At 74.7% G+C, this 18,841-nt stretch carries 14 protein-coding genes; 3 read left to right on the top strand and 11 right to left on the bottom strand.

Annotation, left to right across the window (positions count from 1 at the left end):
• Positions 1–15: 15 nt before the first annotated feature.
• On the bottom strand, positions 16–1,167 hold the full coding sequence (locus ACIGXE_RS29910) for an acyl-CoA dehydrogenase family protein (protein WP_399752088.1): 1,152 nt from the start codon (positions 1,165–1,167) through the stop codon (positions 16–18).
• Positions 1,168–1,228: 61 nt separating this feature from the next.
• Here ACIGXE_RS29910 and ACIGXE_RS29905 point away from each other — a divergent pair, with 61 nt between their 5' ends.
• The 3 genes from ACIGXE_RS29905 (at position 1,229) to ACIGXE_RS29895 (ending at position 3,901) form a co-directional block, all read left to right on the top strand.
• Complete coding sequence (locus tag ACIGXE_RS29905) at positions 1,229–1,891, top strand: TetR/AcrR family transcriptional regulator (RefSeq protein ID WP_399752211.1); 663 nt, start codon at positions 1,229–1,231, stop codon at positions 1,889–1,891.
• Positions 1,892–2,153: 262 nt separating this feature from the next.
• Positions 2,154–2,849, top strand: a complete 696-nt coding sequence (locus ACIGXE_RS29900) for an ArsR/SmtB family transcription factor (RefSeq protein ID WP_399752085.1) — start codon at positions 2,154–2,156, stop codon at positions 2,847–2,849.
• A 65-nt stretch (positions 2,850–2,914) separates the two neighbouring features.
• Positions 2,915–3,901: a DMT family transporter gene (locus tag ACIGXE_RS29895; protein WP_399752082.1), complete on the top strand. Its 987-nt coding sequence runs from the start codon at positions 2,915–2,917 to the stop codon at positions 3,899–3,901.
• A gap of 104 nt (positions 3,902–4,005) precedes the next feature.
• On the opposite strand, the gene ACIGXE_RS29890 is transcribed toward ACIGXE_RS29895, so the two are convergent.
• The 10 genes from ACIGXE_RS29890 to ACIGXE_RS29845 all read right to left on the bottom strand — a co-directional run bounded on the left by ACIGXE_RS29890 (position 4,006) and on the right by ACIGXE_RS29845 (position 18,825).
• Positions 4,006–5,085 (bottom strand): Zn-dependent alcohol dehydrogenase, encoded by a 1,080-nt coding sequence (locus ACIGXE_RS29890; protein ID WP_399752080.1) that lies wholly within the window; start codon positions 5,083–5,085, stop codon positions 4,006–4,008.
• Positions 5,086–5,129: 44 nt separating this feature from the next.
• Positions 5,130–6,521, bottom strand: a complete 1,392-nt coding sequence (locus tag ACIGXE_RS29885) for an aldehyde dehydrogenase family protein (RefSeq protein WP_399752078.1) — start codon at positions 6,519–6,521, stop codon at positions 5,130–5,132.
• A gap of 1,273 nt (positions 6,522–7,794) precedes the next feature.
• A complete protein-coding gene (locus tag ACIGXE_RS29880; protein WP_399752076.1) occupies positions 7,795–8,445 on the bottom strand; it encodes a class F sortase in 651 nt (216 codons plus the stop codon).
• 157 nt (positions 8,446–8,602) lie between these two features.
• A complete protein-coding gene (locus ACIGXE_RS29875; protein WP_399752074.1) occupies positions 8,603–9,277 on the bottom strand; it encodes a hypothetical protein in 675 nt (224 codons plus the stop codon).
• Positions 9,278–9,419: 142 nt separating this feature from the next.
• Positions 9,420–10,886, bottom strand: a complete 1,467-nt coding sequence (locus tag ACIGXE_RS29870) for a CitMHS family transporter (protein ID WP_399752071.1) — start codon at positions 10,884–10,886, stop codon at positions 9,420–9,422.
• Between the two features lie 156 nt (positions 10,887–11,042).
• Entirely contained in the window at positions 11,043–13,427 is a 2,385-nt protein-coding gene (locus tag ACIGXE_RS29865) for a molybdopterin oxidoreductase family protein (RefSeq protein ID WP_399752070.1), read from the bottom strand.
• Positions 13,428–13,576: 149 nt separating this feature from the next.
• Positions 13,577–14,251: a TetR/AcrR family transcriptional regulator gene (locus tag ACIGXE_RS29860; RefSeq protein ID WP_399752209.1), complete on the bottom strand. Its 675-nt coding sequence runs from the start codon at positions 14,249–14,251 to the stop codon at positions 13,577–13,579.
• A 19-nt stretch (positions 14,252–14,270) separates the two neighbouring features.
• On the bottom strand, positions 14,271–15,551 hold the full coding sequence (locus ACIGXE_RS29855; RefSeq protein WP_399752068.1) for a hypothetical protein: 1,281 nt from the start codon (positions 15,549–15,551) through the stop codon (positions 14,271–14,273).
• Positions 15,548–16,687 (bottom strand): hypothetical protein, encoded by a 1,140-nt coding sequence (locus ACIGXE_RS29850; RefSeq protein ID WP_399752066.1) that lies wholly within the window; start codon positions 16,685–16,687, stop codon positions 15,548–15,550. The genes ACIGXE_RS29855 and ACIGXE_RS29850 overlap by 4 nt, the downstream gene beginning before the upstream one ends.
• The gene (locus tag ACIGXE_RS29845) at positions 16,684–18,825 is read right to left on the bottom strand and encodes a right-handed parallel beta-helix repeat-containing protein (protein ID WP_399752064.1); all 2,142 of its coding nucleotides are present in this window, start codon (positions 18,823–18,825) and stop codon (positions 16,684–16,686) included. Before ACIGXE_RS29845 ends, ACIGXE_RS29850 begins: the two co-directional genes overlap by 4 nt.
• Positions 18,826–18,841: the final 16 nt, after the last annotated feature.

Below are 18,841 nucleotides of genomic sequence, written 5' to 3'. Positions count from 1 at the left end.
CGTGCCGCGGGGTACTCAGAACGCGGACACACCCGTGAGCGCCCGCCCGATGATGAGCTTCTGGATCTGGCTGGTGCCCTCGTAGAGGGTCATCACGCGGGCGTCCCGCAGCAGCTTGCCGACCGGGTACTCGTCGATGTAGCCGTAGCCGCCGAAGACCTGGAGGGCGTTGTTGGCCGAGCGCACGGCGGCCTCGGAGGCGTACAGCTTGGCCTTCGACGCGGCCGTGGCGAACTCCTCGCCGCGGTCGATCAGATCGGCGACCCGCCAGGTCAGCAGCCGGGCCGCGTCCACGTCGACGGCGATGTCGCTGATCAGCTCCTGGACCAGCTGGTACGAGGCGATGGGCTTGCCGAACTGCTCGCGCTCCCCCGCGTAGCGCACCGCCGCGTCGAGCGCGGCCTGGGCGATGCCGACACAGCCGGCCGCCACCGACATGCGGCCCTTGGCGAGGGCGGACATGGCGACGGAGAAGCCCTTCCCCTCCGGGCCGAGCAGCGCGCTCGCCGGGACGCGGACGTCCTGCAGGACCAGTTCGGCGGTGGCCTGGCCGCGCAGACCGAGCTTCCCGTGGATGGCGCGGCGGGTGAGGCCCGGGGTGTCGGTGGGCACGAGGAAGGCGGAGACGCCCTTGTGGCCGGGGGTGTCGTTGCTGCGGGCGAAGAGCAGGACGACGTCGGCCCAGGTGCCGTTGGTGATGAACGTCTTGCTGCCGTTGATCACGTACGTGTCGCCGTCGCGGACCGCGCGGGTGGCCAGGTTCCCGGCGTCGGAGCCGGTGCCCGGCTCGGTGAGGCCGAAGCAGCCGAGGGCGTCGCCGGAGGTGAGCCGGGGCAGCCAGGTCCGCTTCTGCTCCTCGTCGCCCCAGCCGGCGACGGTCTTGGCGACCAGGCCGAGCGAGACGGAGACGATGCCGCGCACGGAGGAGTCGCCGCGGCCCAGCTCCTCGGTGACGAGGCAGTAGGAGAGGTGGTCGCCGCCGGAGCCGCCGTACTCCTCCGGGATCGTCAGACCGAGGAAGCCGACGGCGCCGAGCTTCTTCACGATCGCCCGGTCGACGTCCTCGGCGCGGTCCCACTCCACGACGTGCGGGGCGACCTCGCGGGCGACGAAGTCCTCGGCGAGCCGCCGTACGGCCTCCTGCTCCTCGCTGAGCTCCAGATTCACCGCGCCACCGCCTTCTCCCAGAACTTAATTACCACTGCTAGTTTTCGTGGCCAGGCCTACTATGTGCGCCATGGCCCGACCGCGCAAGCCCCTCCTCAGCCGAGACCGCATCGTCGCGACGGCGGCGGCGCTCGTGGACGCCGAGGGACTCGACGCACTGTCGACCCGGCGGCTCGCGGCCGAGCTGGGCGTGAGCGGGCCCTCCCTCTACAACCACTTCCGCACCAAGGACGAGATCCTGGACGCCGTCGCGGACGCGGTCAGCGCCAAGATCGACCTGTCCATGTTCGCGGCGGACGACCCCCGTGACTGGCGCACAGCACTCCACGACTGGGCGGTGTCCTACCGGGCCGCGCTCGCCGACCACCCACACGTCGTCCCGGTCCTCGCCCAGGGCCCGGGCCGCCGCCCGGCGGGCCTGAAGGTCGCCGACGCGGTCTTCGGCGCGATGGTCCGGGCCGGCTGGCCGCCGGCCCAGGCCACCTATATCGGCGCCCTGATGCGCTACTTCGTCACCGGCTCCGCGCTCGGCTCCTTCGCCCGCGGCTTCGTCGACGACGAGACCGCCTACGACCCCGCCGACTACCCCCACCTCGGCCAGGCGCACCTGCTCGCCGAACACCGCGAGAAGGTCGACGAGGGCGCCTTCACGACGGGCCTGCGCGCCCTGCTCGACGGACTGCAGGCCCAGTTCGCGGCGTACGGGACGGAGCGGGGCGCGTAAGGGCGCGCGGGCCGGGCGCGGGGCGTGAACGCCTAGGCGGGCCGGGCGCGAGGCGGGAGGCCGAGGCGGCATGGACGCGGCGGCACGGACGGCGACGGGACGGGCGGAGTAGACGCGGAGGGCCAGGAGGCCGGGCGCGGCTGGACGGCGCGGAGGGCCGGGCACGGCCGCCGGGCGGGCGGCGTCGGGCGCCGGAGGAGCGCCGGAGGAGCGCGGGGACGGTTCGGCCGGGGCCGAAGCATGACTGCGGCATCCTGAGGGAATGGCCCCCAAAGACCTCGCCTCCCTCGCCGCCCTCTTCGCCGACGAGACCCGCGCCGCCTTCCTGCTCGCCCTGCTCGACGGGCGGGCGTGGACGGCCGGGGAGCTGGCCCGGCACGCGCGGGTGGCGCCGTCGACCACCAGCGAGCACCTCGGCAAGCTCGTCGCGGGCGGGGTGCTCGCCGAGGAGCGGCAGGGCAGGCACCGTTACGTGCGGCTCGCCGACGCCGGGATCGCCCACCTCGTCGAGGACCTCGCCGCCCGCTCCGAACCGGCCGTGCCCGAGGCGCCGCGCACCCTGCGGGCCGCGAGCGCCGGGCAGGCGATGGCGCGCGGCCGGACCTGCTACGACCATCTCGCCGGCCGGCTGGGGATCGCCATCACGGAGGCGATGACCGTACGCGGACTGCTGCGCCAGGACACCGGGTTCGCGCTCACCGACGGCGGCCTGGCCTGGTTCGCCGAGCAGGGCATTCCGCTCGTGGCCCGGGGGCGGCGGCCCGTCGCGCGGGGCTGCCTGGACTGGACCGAGCGCAGGCCGCACCTCGCCGGGATCGCCGGCGCGGCGCTGTGCCGGCACGCGATGGACGCCGGATGGTGCGTACGGATCGGTTCCGAGCGCGCGGTGAAGGTGACGGCGGACGGGGAACACGCACTGCGCACGGCCCTCGGCATCGAACCGGCGGCGCTCCGATGACCCGGCCGGCGCCCCCGCGGGATATTGCGGTGACCGCCGAACGGTCCGCGCCCTACGGTCGTCCCATGCCGAACCGAACCTCCCGTCTCGCGCTCGCCGCCGCCGGTGTCACCGTCGTCCTGTGGGCCTCCGCCTTCGTCTCCATCCGCAGCGCGGGGGCCGCCTACTCGCCCGGCGCCCTCGCCCTCGGGCGGCTCCTCGCCGGCTCCCTCGTCCTCGGGATCGTCCTTCTGATACGGCGCGAGGGCCTGCCGCCGCGCGCCGCCTGGAAGGGCATCGCCCTGTCCGGACTGATGTGGTTCGGCGTCTACATGGTGGTGCTCAACTGGGGCGAGCAGGAGGTCGACGCGGGCACGGCCGCGATGGTCGTGAACATCGGCCCGATCCTGATCGCCCTGCTCGGCGCGAAGGTGCTCGGCGAGGCCCTGCCGCCGCGGCTGCTCGCCGGGATGGGCGTGTCCTTCGCCGGCGCGGTGGCCGTCGGCCTCTCGATGTCGGGCGGCTCCGGCGAGAGCCACGCCTCGGTCCTCGGTGTGGTGCTGTGCCTGATCGCGGCGATGGCGTACGCCGGCGGGGTCGTCGCCCAGAAGCCCGCGCTCGCCCACGGCAGCGCGCTGCAGGTGACCACCTTCGGGTGCCTGGTCGGCGCGGTGGCCTGTCTGCCGTTCGCCGGGCAGCTCGTCGAGGAGGCGGCCGAGGCACCGCTGTCGGCGACCCTCAACATGCTGTACCTCGGCGTGTTCCCGACCGCCCTGGCCTTCACCACCTGGGCCTACGCCCTGGCCCGTACGACGGCGGGGCGGATGGGCGCGACGACGTACGCCGTACCGGCCCTGGTGGTGCTGATGGCCTGGGCGCTGCTCGGCGAGCTGCCCGCGCTGCTCACGCTCGGCGGCGGCGCGCTGTGCCTGGCGGGCGTGGCGGTCTCGCGGTCCCGGCCGAAGGCCCCCGTGGTGCCTGCGGCCGGGCCCACGGAGCCGGCCCGGCAGGAGCCGGCCGGAACAACGGAGCCGGCCGGAACGGAGCCGGCTGCCCGGAAGGAACCGGCCTGAGCGGGCCGCCCCCGAGGGAGACGGCCTGACGACGACGGTCCGGCCGGGACTGCGGCGGGGCCCTCGGCGGAGCCCTCGCGACGAAGGCTCCGCCCGGGTCCCGTCTAGAACACGACCAGCGCGCGCCCGCCCTTGCCCGCCAGCATGTTGTCGAAGGCGCCCGGGATGCCCTCCAGGGTGATGCGTTCGGTGACCAGGGCGCTCAGGTCGAGGCGGCCGGCGCGGATGTGCTCGGCGAGCACCGGGAGGTCCTTCGCCGGGTCGGAGTTGCCGTAGACGCAGCCGGACAGCGTACGGCCCCAGTGGAAGATCTCCAGGGCGTGGAACGTGACCTTCTCCTCCTTGCCGCCGATGCCGACGACCGTGGTGCGGCCGCCGCGCCGGGTGGCGTCCCAGGCGGCGCGGATGGTCGCCGCGCGGCCCACGCACTCGACGGACACGTCGACGCCGTGGCCGCCCGTCAGCTTCCGGACGTCCTTGGCGGTGGTCTCGGAGGCGACGACGTACTCGGTGGCGCCCGCGGCCCGCGCCAGGGCCTCCTTCTCGGGCGACACGTCCACCGCGACGATCGTCGCGGCCCCCGCGATCCGGGCGGCCTGCAGGGTGGCGAGGCCGACGCCGCCGACGCCGAAGACCGCGACGGTCTCACCCTCCCGCACCCGGGCGGAGTGGTGCACGGCGCCCCAGCCGGTGAGGACCGCGCAGCCGAGCAGCGCGGCGTCGGTGAGGGGGACGCCGTCGGGCACGGGCAGCACGCAGTTCGCCGCGACCACGGTCTCCTCGGCGAAGGCGGCCACGTTGAGCCCGGGGTGCAGCTCGGTGCCGTCCTCGGTGCGGGCGTGGACATTCGCCGCCCCGCTCATCGCGTCGGCGCAGAGCCAGACCTCGCCGAGCGAGCAGGGGTGGCACCTGCCGCAGGACGGCGCCCAGTTGAGGACGACGCCGTCGCCGGGGGCGACATGGGTGACGCCCTCGCCGACGGAGACGACCGTGCCGGCGCCCTCGTGGCCGAGAACGGCGGGGACGGGCACTCGCATGGTGCCGTTGGTCAGCGACAGGTCGGAGTGGCAGACGCCGGCGGCGGCGAGCCGGACCCGCACCTGGCCGGGGCCGGGCTCGGGCAGTTCGATGCCGATGATCTCCAGGGGAGAGCCGACGGCGGGCAGGACGGCGGCGCGGATCACGCGGGGGGCTCCTTCGGGTCGGTGCGGCCAGGGTCGTACGGCGCTCAGAACTGCAGGGACTTGGTCTGGAGGTACTCGGCCAGGCCGTGCGCGCCGAGCTCGCGGCCGACGCCGGACTGCTTCCAGCCGCCGAACGGGGCCAGCGGGTTGAAGCGGCCGCCGTTGATGTCGACCTGGCCGGTCTCCATGCGTCGGGCGAAGGCGACGGCCTCCTCCGGCTCGCCCCAGACCGCGCCGGCGAGCCCGTACACGGTGCCGTTGGCGATGGCGAGGGCGTCGGCCTCGTCCTCGTAACGGATGATCGAGACGACCGGGCCGAAGATCTCCTCCTGGGCGATGGTCATGTCGGGGGTGACGTCGGCGAAGACGGTCGGGGCGACGTAGTAGCCGGTCTCGCGCGGGGCCTCCGGGCCGCCCGCGACGATCCGGGCGCCCTCGGCGACGCCCTGCTCGATGTAGCCGCGGACCCGGTCGCGCTGCCTCGCGTTGACCAGCGGGCCGACGCGCTCCCCGGGGACGTACTTGGCGACTGCGGCGGCGGCCAGCTCGACCGCCTCCTCGTAGCGGTCGGCGGGGACCAGCATCCGGGTCCACGCGCTGCAGGTCTGCCCGGAGTTGGACATGACGTTGGCGACGCCGACGGCGACGGCCTTGCCGAGGTCGGCGCTCGGCAGGATCACGTTGGCGGACTTGCCCCCGAGCTCCAGGGCGACCCGCTTGACGGCGCCGCCGGCGAGCGCGCCGATCTTCCGGCCGACGGCGGTGGAGCCGGTGAAGGAGACGAGGTCGACGTCGGGGTGCTCGGCGAGCGCCTGTCCGGCGACCGTGCCGAGGCCGGTGACGAGGTTGAAGACACCGGCCGGGACCCCGGCCTCGTGCACGGCCTCGGCGAACAGCTGGGCGGTGAGCGGGGTGTCCTCGGCGGGCTTGAGGACGATCGAGCAGCCGGCGGCGAGGGCCGGGGCGACCTTGGCGACGATCTGGTGGAGCGGGTAGTTCCAGGGGGTGATCGCGGCGACGACGCCGACCGGCTCGGAGTAGACGGTCGAGTTGCCGACCTTCTCCTCGAAGGGGTGGGTCGCGGCGAGTTCGGCGTACGAGCCGGCCACGGCGATCGGCAGCCCGGTGTGCACGGCGGCGGCGAGCTGCGGCGGGGCGCCGAGCTCGGTGGTCACGGTGGCGGCGATCTCCTCGGCCCGCGCCGCGAGCGCGTCGCGCAGGGCGGCGAGCCGGGCGGCACGCTCGGCGGGCGGGGTGGCGGCCCAGCCGGGGAAGGCCGCGCGGGCGGCGCGCACGGCGGCGTCGACGTCCTCGGCGGTGCCGGCCGGGACATGGGCGACGACCTCCTCGGTCGCCGGGTCCAGCACGGGGATCGTCTCCGTGGAGGCGGCGGCGCGCCACTCCCCGCCGATGTACATCGCGTCGTGGGCCTTCATCCGCTGTCTCTCCTCGCTGGTCGTGACGGTGGTCCGGCCGCGCGTCGGGCTCCGGCCGGGCCGGGACGCGCGTACGCGTACGGCCTGGGCCGGGCGTGTTCGCGCGTACGGCCGGGGGCCGGGGGTGCGGCCGGCCGGGGCCGGGGGCCGGGCCGGGTTCTCCGGGTGGTCGTCGCCGGGCGGTGCCCGAGGCGACCGGTTCCGCGCGTGGTCCGGGCGGCGTCGTCGCCGGGCCGGGCTACGCGCGAGTACCCAAACTAGCGCTGTTAGTTTTCTGGCGCCAGGCCCCTGCCCCTCCGGCCCGCCGGGCTCCTCCGCACGGGCTCGTCCCAGGTACGTCCCGGTACGGAGCGATCGTCGCCTCCCGCCCCCCGCCCTGTCCACGGCCCGCCCGGACAGCCCTGACCGCCGCGAACTGGCGGATTCCGCCTTGCCCGGCCCCAGGACCGCTTCACGGAGGCGGCGGGGGCTGCGCTCGGGGGGCAACCGCGCCGGCGTCGAGTCGGCCGTTCCGGCCGCGCCGCACCTGCTGATCGAGGAGTCGACCGGGGCCCGAGGCCCGCGAGCCGGCCGGGACGGCCGTCGGGGACGCCGAGGGCGAAGGCCGTGTGGTGCCGGCCACACGGCCTGGGTCGCGCCCGGTTCGCGCACGGAGACGGGCGGCCGAGCCGCGCGCGGAAGCGCCGGCCGATCCGGGCACGGAAGCACCGGCCGGTCCGGCGGAACGGTCCATCACGTCAGGTCGCACGGGAGCCACCAGGCGCGCGGTACGAGGCGCAGTGAGCGGTCGCGCGCGGGCGGAACCGGCCGTGCACGAGGGGCGCCCCGAAGGGGCGCTCGCGCTGCTCGCCGGCCGCCGGAGACGGGCACGGCGGATGGCACATGGCATGGCCTCGGCGCCACCGGCGTACGGGCGCCCCGGGCGGGCCGCCGAGGTGACAGCGGCCGAGGCGGACAGCGGCGACAGAGGCGGCGGCCGAGGTGGCGTCAGCCCGCCGGGCAGGCGGGCGGCTCGCCGAGACGGAGACCAGGGCAGTATGCGCGGTCGCGCTCGACGCGCCGGGCCGCGCGGGAGGCCGCCGCGGAGTTCGCACGGGCGGCCGGACGCACGGGCGGCCGGACGCGCGGCAAGGCCGGACGCGCGGCAAGGCCACCGTATCCGGCGGGCGCGCAGAGGGACCGGGGCCCTCCGGGGCCGGGGCGTCGCCCCTGACCGGCCCGGAAGGCGAGTTCCGGTGCGGTCGGTCGACGCGGCCCGAGGGGGCCCCGGTGGTCAGATCTCCCGGTCGACACCGGTGAGGTGGGCGAAGACCACGATGTTCGAGGCGTAGCCCTCCTTGCGGTCGAAGTTTCCGCCGCAGGTGAGCAGGCGGAGCTCGGGACGGCCCGTGGCGCCGTACACCTCCTCGTCGGGGAAGGCCGACTTGGCGTACGTACGGACCCGGTCGACCGTGAAGACGGCGACGCGGCCGTCGGCGCGGGCGATCCGGACCGTGTTGCCGGGGGCGAGCGAGTTGAGGTTGAGGAAGATCGCCGGGCCGGTCCGGGTGTCCCGGTGGCCGACGACGACGGCGGTGCCGCGTTCTCCGGGCGTCACGCCCTTGGCGTACCAGCCGACCACCCGGGGATTGTCGACGGGCGGGGTGGCGAGCTGCCCGGACGCGTCGAGGTCGAGCCCGAGTACGGGGGCCTCGATGGTGATCGCGGGGACGGCGAGGGTGGTGGGCCGCGAGCGGCCCAGGGGGGCGGGCGGGGGCTGGGGCTTCGCCGTCGCCTTGGCCCGCGGCGTGCTCTTCGGCTTGGGGTCCGCCGCGGCCGGCCGGGCCACGCCGTGGGCCGCGGGGCCCACGGCGAGCGCCGGTCCGGCCGTTTCGCCGTCGTCGGCGGCCCACCAGACGCCGCCGATGACCAGGGACAGGGTCACGGCGACGGTTCTGGTGAGCCTGAGGAGCCGGCGTTGCCGCCGGGTGGTGGGTCTGCGCGAGGCCAGGCCGCGCAGGTGGGGCCGGCGCGGGCTCCGCCCGTACGGGAGAGGGTGGGGAGCCCGGCCGGCGGGAGCCGTCCTGCGCAAGGAGGCGGTCCTACGCGACGCCATTGTCGCGGCGGCGCGAACGGCGGATGAGGATCAGACCCGCGGTGCCCGCGAGACCCGCGGCGAGGGCGGATCCGACGCCGAAGGCGGAGCCGTCGTCAGTGGTGCCGGTGGAGTCGGCCGCTCCGCCGCCGCCCGCGCCGACCGGGCCGTGGGGCGGCTTGTGGTGGCCGTTGCCGCCGTTGTTGCCGCCCGTGGTGGGCGGGTTGGTGGGCGGGTTGGTGGGCGGCGGGGTCGCGCACTCGACCCTGAACACCTTGCTCTTCTTGGCGCCCTGCTGCCCCGGCCAGGTCACCTCGACCTTGTACATGCCGTCGGGGAGCGTCAGGTCGATGCTGTGTCCGTCGCCGTTGCTGTCCAGCGCGATGTTGCCCGAGAGAACCGCGTTGCCGGGTTGCGGCTGGTTGTAGATGTCCCAGTGGATCGACGGCGGAACGATGTCGTTGAAGTTGAAGGCCGCGAAGTAGAACGGGCACACCTGGGGCACGTTGCGCTCGTCGTTCTCGGGCGTGCGCGGCGGGTTCGGGCCGGCGTTGTGGACCTTGATGTCTCCGTCGTCCCCGGGCGCGGCGAACGCCGAGGGCGCCCCGGCGAGGGCGACCGAGCTCAGGACCAGTGCGGTCGCGGCCGTGGAGAGCAGGGGGCGGAGAGCCGAAGCGGTCATGCGGGGGTTCCTCCAGTCGTCAGACATCGGATCAGCAGGGCCGATAATCTGACTATTTGTCATCCCATAGCTACGGAGGGTGGCGCCTCGCCGCGCCACCCTCCGACTTCCACCCGTCCGGCCCTCGGCTGTCCCGTACGGACTAGATGATTCCGAACAGGATCCCCGCCGCCAGGACCGCCAACGAGGTCAGCGCGGCCCACTTCACCGTGAACCTCGTGTGGTCGCCGAACTCCACCTTCGCCATGCCGACGAGCACGTAGACGGCCGGGACCAGCGGGCTCGACATGTGCAGCGCCTGGCCGACCAGGGAGGCCCGGGCGATCTCCAGCGGGGACACGCCATGGGCCGCGCCCGCCTCGGCGAGCACCGGCAGAACGCCGAAGTAGAAGCCGTCGTTGGACATGAAGTACGTGAGCGGCAGGCTCAGCACGCCGGTGACCAGCGCCATGTGCGGGCCCATGCCCTCGGGGATGGCGCCGACCAGCCAGTCCGCCATGTGCTTGACCATGCCGGTGCCGGTGAGGACGCCGGTGAAGACCGCGGCGGCGAAGACCATGCCGGCGACGTTGAGGACGTTGTCCGCGTGGGCGGCGATCCGGGCCTTCTGGTCACCCACCTTGGGGAAGTTCACGGTGAGCGCGAGCGCGGCGCCCAGCAGGAAGAGGACCGGGATCGGCAGCAGCTCCATGATCATCGCGGCGAGCAGGGCGACGGTGAGCCCGGCGTTGAACCAGTAGAGCTTCGGCCGCAGCGTCGCGCGCCTCGGGTCGAGCCCCTGGAAGCCGTCGTCACCCTGACCGTTCTTGCCCTGACTGTGGTCACCCTGGCCGTTCTCGCCCTGACCGTCGTCGGGCAGACCGGCGCCCGAGCCGAGTCCGGCGCCCGAGCCGACACCGGCGGCCTTCGCGGCACCCCGGTCACGTCCGGTGCCGCCACCGGCCTCCACCAGGACGGTCTCGGTCCTCTCGGTGAGCACCTCGTCGAGGCTCAGGTAGCCGATGCGCTTGCGTTCGCGGCGGCCGAGGACGTAGGCGAGGACGAAGACGAAGAGCAGGCCGACGCCGAGCGCGGGGATCATCGGCACGAAGATGTCGGCCGCGTCCAGCTTGAGCGCGGTGGCCGCGCGCGCCGTGGGGCCGCCCCACGGGAGGGTGTTCATGACCCCGTTGGCGGTGGCGGCGACACCCGTCATGACGACGAGGCTCATGCCGAGGCGCTTGTAGAGCGGATACATCGCGGAGACGGTGATCATGAAGGTCGTCGAACCGTCACCGTCGAGCGAGACGACGGCCGCGAGCACCGCCGTACCGACCACGACGCGCACCGGGTCGGCCTTGCAGAAGCGCAGGATGCCGCGGACGATCGGGTCGAAGAGACCGACGTCGATCATGACGCCGAAGTAGACGATCGCGAACATCAGCATCGCGGCCGTGGGCGCCAGCTTGCCGACGCCCTCGATGACGTAGTCCCCCAGCTGGGCCCCTTGTCCGACAGCGACGCAGAACAGCGCGGGTATGAGCACGAGCGCCGCGATCGGCGACATCTTCTTCATCATGATCAGGACCAGGAAGGTCGCGATCATGGCGAAGCCGAGGATGGTCAGCATGGGAGGACACCTCACGTTCACCCTTGAACACCCGCCAGAGCGGCGGTGCGGATGACGGTAGGTGCCCCCTTCCGGCGTTAACAAGACGTTGACGTGTGAGCAATACGAGCAAAACCCCAGGTCACAGGCCAGGTCGCCGACCAGGGCACGCCCAGGTCACGCGCCGGGTGACCCGACCGGGCCGACGTGGACGGGGAAACCGTTGAGGACGGCGGTGCCCGACAGGGGGTCCAGCCGGGAGCCGTCGAGCAGTTGGTTGACGTTGACCCCGGGACGGCCCGCGGCGACCCCGAGCCGGGTGCCGGGCCGGTCGTGGCCCCAGCCGTGCGGGAGGCTCACGACACCCGGGCGGACGGAGTCCGTGACCTCCACCTCGGCCTCGATCTCCCCGCCCTCGCCCTTGATCCGGGCCGCCTCCCCCGCCGTCAGGCCCAGCCGGGCCGCGTCCGCCGGGTGGACCTGGAGCGTGCAGCGGTTGGAGCCGCCGGTGAGGGCGGGGATGTTGTGCAGCCAGCTGTTGTTGGAGCGCAGATGGCGCCGCCCGACCAGCTGGAGGGTGCCCGGGTCGGGTACGGAGCCGAGGGCCGCGCGCAGCCGGGGCAGGTCGGCGGCGATCGGCGCGGGCAGCAGCTCGATGCGCCCGCTGCGGGTCTTGAGGAGCCCGGGCAGTCGGGGGGCGAGCGGACCGAGGTCGATGCCGTGGGGCGCGGCACGCAGGGCGTCGAGGGTGAGGCCGTGCGAGCGGGCGTACGCGCCGAGGCGCAGCATCAGGTCGAGACGCCGCTCGGGCCCGGTGGCCCCGGTGAGGCCGGCGGCCACGGCCTTGGGGTCCGCCCCGTACAGCGGCGAGTGCTCCTGGGCGACGGCCTTGGCGAGGGTGGTGTCGATGGCGAGGTCGTCCACGGCCGAGGGCGGGGCGCCGTGCATGCCGGAGACCGCGAGGATCAGCCGGGCGTGGATCTCGCACTCGTCCATGCGGCCGGGGGCGAGGGGGACGGCGGCCGGGGTGTAGCGGACCTGGTTGCGGACGGCGAACTGGTTGAAGGCGAAGTCGAAGTGCGCGCTCTGCGAGGGCGGCGGCGGGGGAAGGACCACGTCGGCGTGCCGGGAGGTCTCGTTGAGGTACGGGTCGACGGCGACCATGAAGTCGAGCGACTCCAGGGCCGCGTCGAGACGCCGCCCGTCGGGGGCGGAGAGGACGGGGTTGGCGGCGACGGTGACGACGGCGCGGATGCGCCCCTCGCCTGGGGTGTCGATCTCCTCGGCGAGGGCGGCGAGCGGCAGTTCGCCCTTGGCCTCGGGGTGGCCGGAGACCCGGCTGGCCCAGCGGCCGAGCGCGAAGCCCTTGCCGGGGCCCGCGGGGCGGGGCGCGGGGGTCGTGGCGGAGAGCGGGAAGAGGGCGCCGCCGGGGCGGTCGAGGTTGCCGGTGAGGATGTTGAGGACGTCGACGAGCCAGTTGCCGAGGGTGCCGTACGCGACGGTGGACGCGCCCATCCGGCCGTAGACGGCGGCGGTCGGGGCGGCGGCGAGCTCACGGGCGGTGGCACGGATGGCCTCCGCGTCCAGATCGCAGGCGGCGGCGACCGCCTCGGGGGTGAACTCCCGTATCGCCTCGCGCACTTCCTCGACGCCGCCGGCCGCCGTGTGGGCTTCGAGGGCGCCGAGGTCGGTGAGCCCCTCGGCGAAGAGGGTGTGGACGAGGGCCGCGAGGAAGAGGGCGTCGGCTCCGGGACGGATGGCGAGGTGGCGGTCGGCCAGCCGGGCGGTGCGCGTGCGCCGGGGGTCGACGACGGTGAGCGTGCCGCCGCGGCGGCGCAGCGCCTTGAGCCGGCCGGGGAAGTCGGGTGCGGTGCACAGGCTGCCGTTGGAGTCCAGCGGGTTGGCGCCCAGCATCAGGAGGTGGTCGGTGCGGTCGAGGTCGGGCACCGGGACGGCGAAGGCGTCGCCGAAGAGCAGTCCGCTGGAGACGTGCTTGGGCATCTGGTCGAGCGTGGAGGCCGTGAAGAGGTTGCGGGTGCCCACGGCGCCGATGAGGAGGGGCGGGTAGAGGGCGCCTGCGACGGTGTGGACGTTGGGATTGCCGAGGACGATGCCTACGGCCTGGGGCCCGTGCTCCTCGATCAGCGGGCGGACGCGTGCGGCGATCAGGTCGAAGGCCTCGTCCCAGGTGGCGTCGCGCAGGACGCCGTTCTCCCGCAGGAGGGGGCCGGTGAGCCGGTCGGGGTCGGCGTCGACCTCGGGGAAGGCGGCGCCCTTGGGGCAGATGAAGCCGCGGCTGAAGATGTCGTCCCGGTCGCCGCGGGCGGCCGTGACGCGCCCCGCGTCGAGGGTGAGGGTGAGCCCGCAGGTCGCCTCGCAGAGCGGGCAGATGCGGGGGGCCGTGGACGGCGTGGAGCTTTCGGGCGAGGCGTGCTGCGGCGTGAGGGGCTCCGGCGTGGAGCTCTCCGGGGAGGAGGGCTCCGGCGTGAGGGGCCACGGCGTGGAGCCCTCAGGCGTGAGGGGCCCCGCTGCGAGGGGCTCCGGCACGGACGTCTCCGACATGGCGGTCTCCCTGGGGGCGGCGGTGGCGCACGGGCAAGCGCGAGCATACCGACCGGTAGGGACGTACGACAGGCCTCTGACCGGGCCCGACCGGAAAGGCATGCCCTCCCGGGTGCGCGGAAGGTCAGGCCGCCCGGCCCGAGGCGCCGCTACCTGTCCGACGCGCCCTGACCCAACGACGGCGCGAGGTAGGCGTGCAGGAGGGCGCGGGTCTCGGCGATGAGGGCGGGGTCGCCGGCCGGGTCGGTGCGGAAGGCGAGCCGGAGGAGGGCGTCGGTGGCCTCGACGCCGACGAGGACCTTGCGCAGCAGGACCGCGTCGGCGGGCCGGCCGAGCGGGGCGGCGAGCAGGCCGCAGATGCGGTCGGCGACCAGGTGGTTGGGGTCCTCGTCGCCCGGTTCGGCCGGGGCGGCGGAGGGGACGCCGAAGTCGACGAGGGCGAAGCCCGGCACGGTCCGCTTCATGGCGATGTACGCGTCGAGGACCGTGTCGATGACGCTCAGGGCGTCGACGGCGGGCAGCGCGGCGAGTCCGGCGCCGATCCGGTCGGCGTAGCTGTCGAGGTTGCGGTGGGCGAGGGCGGCGACCATGGCCCGCTTGTTGCCGAAGAAGCGGTAGACGGAGCCGATGGGGACGCCCGCGCGGGCGGCGACGGCGCGGGTGCTCAGCTGCTCGTAGCCGGTCTCGTCGAGGAGCTCGGCGCAGGCCTCGAGGATCCGGGCGAGGCGTTCTGCGCTGCGCTGCTGGACGGGGGCGCGGCGGAGTGCGGGCGCCCGGCCCGGGGCGGGCGAGGGCTTGGGGGTGGGCTGGGGCACGGGGACCATCATGCCGCTCCGGTGGGCGTCAGGCGATCAGCAGGCCGATCCCGCCGAGGGTGTACGCGATCATCAGGGCGAACAGCGGGAGTTGGCCGGCGACCGCCCGCGCGGCCGGGAAGAGGCGGACGGACCGGTCGTGCGCGGCGACGACGCCGAGGACGTGGCCGGTGACGATCGCGGCGACCTGGAGGGTGGCGAGGCCGCCGGGGCCGAGGGCGGGAGCGGGCAGGGGGGCGTTGTCAGTGCCCGCTGCAATGATGACGGTGCGTGGTCCTTCAGTGACGAGGAGTGTGAAGTAGTGCGCGACGAGATAGCCGAGGGCGATGGGCAGGAGCGAGTGGGCGAAGGAGGTGAGCGGGGTGGTGAGTTCGCGGTTGAGCAGGCGCAGGGCGCCGGCGCACAGCCCGTAGAGCGCGGCCACGAGGGCGACGGCGGCGAGCAGGCCGAGCGTGGCGGTGGGGGTGCGGCCGAGGGGTGAGGTCTGGAGGGCGGTGATCCAGCGGGGGTTGTCGGACAGGCCGTCGTAGGCGGTGGAGCCGAGGAGGACGCAGACGGTGGCAACGAGGCCGGGCGCGGGTGGGGTGGCGTCGAGGCCGTTGAGGGGGGAGCGCAGGACCAGGCGCCCGTCGGCGCGGCGGCCGAGCGGGGAGAGCCGGGCGAGAAGGGAGGAGTAGACCTCGAAGGGGTCGGCGTGGGCGAACCAGTCGGGGCCGTGCCGTGCGGCGCCGATGAGCTGGACGGCGCTGTGGACGGCGAGGGCCGCGAGGAGGACGGGGGTGCCGGTGTTGTCGGGGGCGACGAGCTCGAGCCAGGTGAAGAGCAGGAGTCCGGCGGCCGCGGGCCGGATGCCGAGCCGGGTGGGGACCGGCCGGGGCGGGCGCCGCATGGGGAGTTGCGCGTGCAGGGAGCGCAGGGGGTTGAGGAGTCGCCAGACGGGTCCGAGGAGGAGGGAGGCGGGCACGAGGCCGACCCAGAGCAGGACGTAGACGGCGCCGGGGGCGGGGTTGCGGTCCGGGTCGTCGGGGCCGAGGAGGAGGTGGAGGACGAGGGTGAGAGCGGCGGCGGCGCCGAGCGCGCGGAGGGCGGTGCGGGTGGCGGGGGCGTCCGCGAGGCGCTGGAGGACGGCGGGCAGCGGACGGCCCGCCCGGGCGCCGCGGAAGCGTGAGGAGGACCAGAGCAGGCCGAGCGAGAGGAAGGAGACGAAGAGCGCGGCGAAGGCGCCGGCGTACGCGTAGAAGGGCGAGAGGGGCAGGTCGTGCCGGGCGCCCACGCCATGGGCGAGCGGCAGCGGGCCGAGTGCCGTCACCGGACGACGAGTTGGGTCAGCACGAGTCCGGACTCGTGGGTCTCGACCTCGAAGAGTCCGGTGCGGTCGGCGGTGAGCGTCAGGGTGGCCTGCCGGCCGGGAGACAGGGCGATCTCGCGGTCGTAGCCGTGGACGTGGAGGGTGTCGGCACGGTCGCTGGTCACCTGGAGGGTGAGGCGTTCGCCCTTCTTCAGTTCGACCCGGGAAGGGGGTGGTTGTACGGAGCCTCCGGTGACGGTGACGGTGAGGGTACGGCCGGCCGGTGCGGCGGGCGTACCGCCCGGGGCGGCGGGCGTACCCGCCGCGCCCGGGGCGGCGGGCGTGGCGGGCGTGGCGCCCGGGGCGGCGGGCGTACCGGGCGGGTCGGCGCCCGCGTCGGAGGAGGCGCCGGCGGGGGCGCCGGCGCCCAGGCGGACGGTGGTCTCGACGGGGCGGCCGGCGACGGCCCAGACGGTGTGGTCGTCGGCGAGGAGCCGGGCGGTGAGTGTGCGGGCGCCGACGCCGGCCGGGACGTGCACCCAGGGGCCGTAGGCGCGGGTGGTCTCGCGGCCGTCGACGAGGAGGCGGGCATGGCCGCGGCCGAGGAGGGCGGCGCCGCCGGTGCTCTCGGGGGTGAAGCGGAACCTCTCCACGAGGAGGTGGACGTTCCAGCCGCCCTCGCTGTCCGGACGGGCCTCGATCCATACGGCGGGCGCGCCGGCGGCGGGCACCTCGCGGAGGCGGTGCCCGGCACCGTCCCTCGCGGCGAGGAGGGTGCCGTTGTCGCCGGTCGCCTCCTGATGGCCGGTCCCGGGCTTGTGGTGGGTGGTGGCAAGCCCGCCGCAGCCGGCGACCGCCGCGGCGCCCAGGACGAGGGCGAGCAGCACGGTCACCGCGCGGGCCGCACGGCGCGCGGCCGCACGGCGGACGGCCGGACGGCGGCCGGCCACGCGGTCGGCGGCCGGACGGCGCGCGGCCACACCGGCGTCGCCCGTGCGGCGGGCGGCCTCGCGCTCGGCGGCCGGACGGCGACGGGCCGCACGGTCGGCGGCCGGACGGCGCGCCACGCGCTCGGCGGCCGAACGGCGGCCGGCCACGCGGTGGTCGGCCCGGCGGTGGCCGGCCCGGCGGCGGCCAGCCCGGCGGCGGGCGGTCATGCGGCGCCGCCGGTAGGTGCGGCGCCGGGGCCGTCGGCCGGGGCCGGGCCCGCAGGGGCCTGTCCTGCCGTGGCTGGCCCCGCCGGGGCCGGTCCGGCGTGCTCCGGGTGTGCGTCCGCGGTTCGGTTCCGGCTCGGGCGGCCGGGGCCGGCGGCGATCGCGGCCCACAGGACCCAGACCACGGCGAGGAGTGCGCGTGCCCAGGCGGGGCTCAGGGGGATCCAGGGGATCATCAGGACCGCCTTGTCGAAGGCGTCGAGGAGGGTGAGCGCCCCGAGGGCGATCGTGGTCCAGGCGAAGAACCGGCGGTGCGGTCGCAGGGCGAGGCCGAGGGCCGTCCACCACAGGCCGGTCAGGAGGAGGGCGAGGGCGGGGAGGAGGGTCGGGGTCAGGGCGAGGGTCGAGCCGGCGACGTCGAGGGCCAGACCGAGCAGGCCCAGGATGGTGGCCACGCCGGCCAGGCGGTGGTTCCGGAGCCGGCGCCACCACAGGAGCGTGCCGACGAGGGCCAGGACGGCGGCGGTGCCGAGGGCGAGCTGGGTCTCGACGCGCCGGATGCCGCGCGCGCCGTACCAGTCGCAGCCCGCGGGCAGTCGGCGGGCCTGGACGTCGTAGTCGGCGCAGACGAGGAGTTGGGCGAGTTTGACCGGTTCGCCGACGAGGCGGCGGGTGTCACCGGAGACCTCGCCCCACCGGGGGCCGCAGGCGGGCAGGGCGTAGGGGGTGGCGGCGCCGGCGTCGGACTGCCAGCAGTTGCCGCCGCCCTGGCCGTCCCACCACACGTCGGTGCGGTTGGGCCGGGAGGTGCCGGCGCGGTCGACGCCCAGGTGGTTGCCGGCGTAGCGGTTGTGGTGGGAGGTGTCGGTCTGCTTGCCCCACTCCGATTCGCCGCGGATGAAGGCGGGGACGGCGCTGAGGAAGAAGGCGGAGCGCTGGTGGCCGTAGATCCAGTTGTTCTCGTAGAGGTTCCAGTTGCCGCCGGCGGTGATGACGCCGGTGCCGGGCGGCATGGAGATCTGGGGGCAGACGACGCCCTGTTCGTAGCCGCGCTCGACGGGCGGCTTGGCACAGGTGCCGTCGGCGACGTACGGGTAGTAGTTCTGGTTGTTGTCGTGGATCAGGTTGCGCTCGAAGCGGGCGTGGTTCTGGGGCAGTCCGGGGTGGCCGGGGAAGGCGGAGTCCATGGAGGCGCCGCCCATGTTGTGGTCGAACTCGTTGTCGTGCACGTAGATGGAGTCTCCGGCGGTGCCGCTGTAGCCGACCATGTTGTGGTGGCTGCGGCAGCCGGTGATCTCGATGGAGTGCCGGGGGACGTCGTAGCCGCGGCCGTCGTTGATGTTCGAGGCCGAGCCGGGGTAGATGCCGGAGTCGCCGTTGCCGTAGGACTCGCAGTTCTTGTAGAGGCCGTGGTCGGAGGCGAAGGTGAGGAAGCCGTACTCGTCGTTCCAGCGGGTGAGGACGTCGTCGATGACGAAGCCGTCGCCGGCGAGGACGTAGAGCGCGTTGAAGGTGGTGCGCTGGGCGGTGAAGTTGCGGAAGTAGACGCCGTCGGAGCCGTCGGCGCGGATCGCGTTGAGTTTGGCGTACCTGGCGTCGATGACGACGTCGAGCCGGGAGGCTCCGGTGCCTTCGATCTGCAGGTTCTTCTTGCCGAGGATCGCGACCAGGTTCTGGTTGTGCGGGCACCGGCGCTGCTGTTCGTAGCTGAGGATCTGGTAGCCGAGCGCGGACCTGGGCGCCTTCAGGGCGGCGCACGCGCCGGTGGGCGCGGGCAGGGAGGGCTCTTCCTCGTAGAGCCCGGGCAGGATCGCGATGGTCATGCCGGGCCGGTTCACGGCGTCGACGGCCTGCTGGAGATGGCGGTGGCCCTGCCGTCGGCAGCGCTCGTAGAGGGCGAGGTTGCGGGCCTTGAGGTCCGCCGGGAAGGCCGCGATCCGCCGCGCGAAGTCGGCCCGGTCGCTCTTGCAGACGAGCAGGTCGGGCTCTCCGGTGCGCAGCACGGGCACGCTGCCGGAGCCGTCGGGGAAGGTGACGGGCCGCTCCTCGTGCGCCTGGGCGGCGGGGGCGGTGGACAGGGCGGCGGCGAGTGCCGCGAGCACGACCGAGAGCGCGAGAACGAACCGTCGGGTCCATGACATGCGGGTGAGAGTAGAG

This window comes from Streptomyces sp. NPDC053431, assembly GCF_044544925.1.
Taxonomy (GTDB): Bacteria; Actinomycetota; Actinomycetes; order Streptomycetales; family Streptomycetaceae; genus Streptomyces.
The sequence above is the reverse complement of the archived record's forward strand: the minus strand, read 5'-3'. Positions and strand labels throughout refer to the sequence as shown.

What these genes read in the sequence shown, in the direction of transcription:
- ACIGXE_RS29905 (WP_399752211.1), top strand. Translation starts at nt 1,229, where the DNA reads ATGTGCGCCATGGCCCGACCGCGCAAGCCCCTCCTCAGCCGAGACCGC.
- ACIGXE_RS29900 (WP_399752085.1), top strand. Translation starts at nt 2,154, where the DNA reads ATGGCCCCCAAAGACCTCGCCTCCCTCGCCGCCCTCTTCGCCGACGAG.
- ACIGXE_RS29895 (WP_399752082.1), top strand. Translation starts at nt 2,915, where the DNA reads ATGCCGAACCGAACCTCCCGTCTCGCGCTCGCCGCCGCCGGTGTCACC.
- ACIGXE_RS29885 (WP_399752078.1), bottom strand. Translation starts at nt 6,521, where the DNA reads ATGAAGGCCCACGACGCGATGTACATCGGCGGGGAGTGGCGCGCCGCC.
- ACIGXE_RS29875 (WP_399752074.1), bottom strand. Translation starts at nt 9,277, where the DNA reads ATGACCGCTTCGGCTCTCCGCCCCCTGCTCTCCACGGCCGCGACCGCA.
- ACIGXE_RS29870 (WP_399752071.1), bottom strand. Translation starts at nt 10,886, where the DNA reads ATGCTGACCATCCTCGGCTTCGCCATGATCGCGACCTTCCTGGTCCTG.
- ACIGXE_RS29865 (WP_399752070.1), bottom strand. Translation starts at nt 13,427, where the DNA reads ATGTCGGAGACGTCCGTGCCGGAGCCCCTCGCAGCGGGGCCCCTCACG.
- ACIGXE_RS29860 (WP_399752209.1), bottom strand. Translation starts at nt 14,251, where the DNA reads ATGGTCCCCGTGCCCCAGCCCACCCCCAAGCCCTCGCCCGCCCCGGGC.
- ACIGXE_RS29850 (WP_399752066.1), bottom strand. Translation starts at nt 16,687, where the DNA reads ATGACCGCCCGCCGCCGGGCTGGCCGCCGCCGGGCCGGCCACCGCCGG.
- ACIGXE_RS29845 (WP_399752064.1), bottom strand. Translation starts at nt 18,825, where the DNA reads ATGTCATGGACCCGACGGTTCGTTCTCGCGCTCTCGGTCGTGCTCGCG.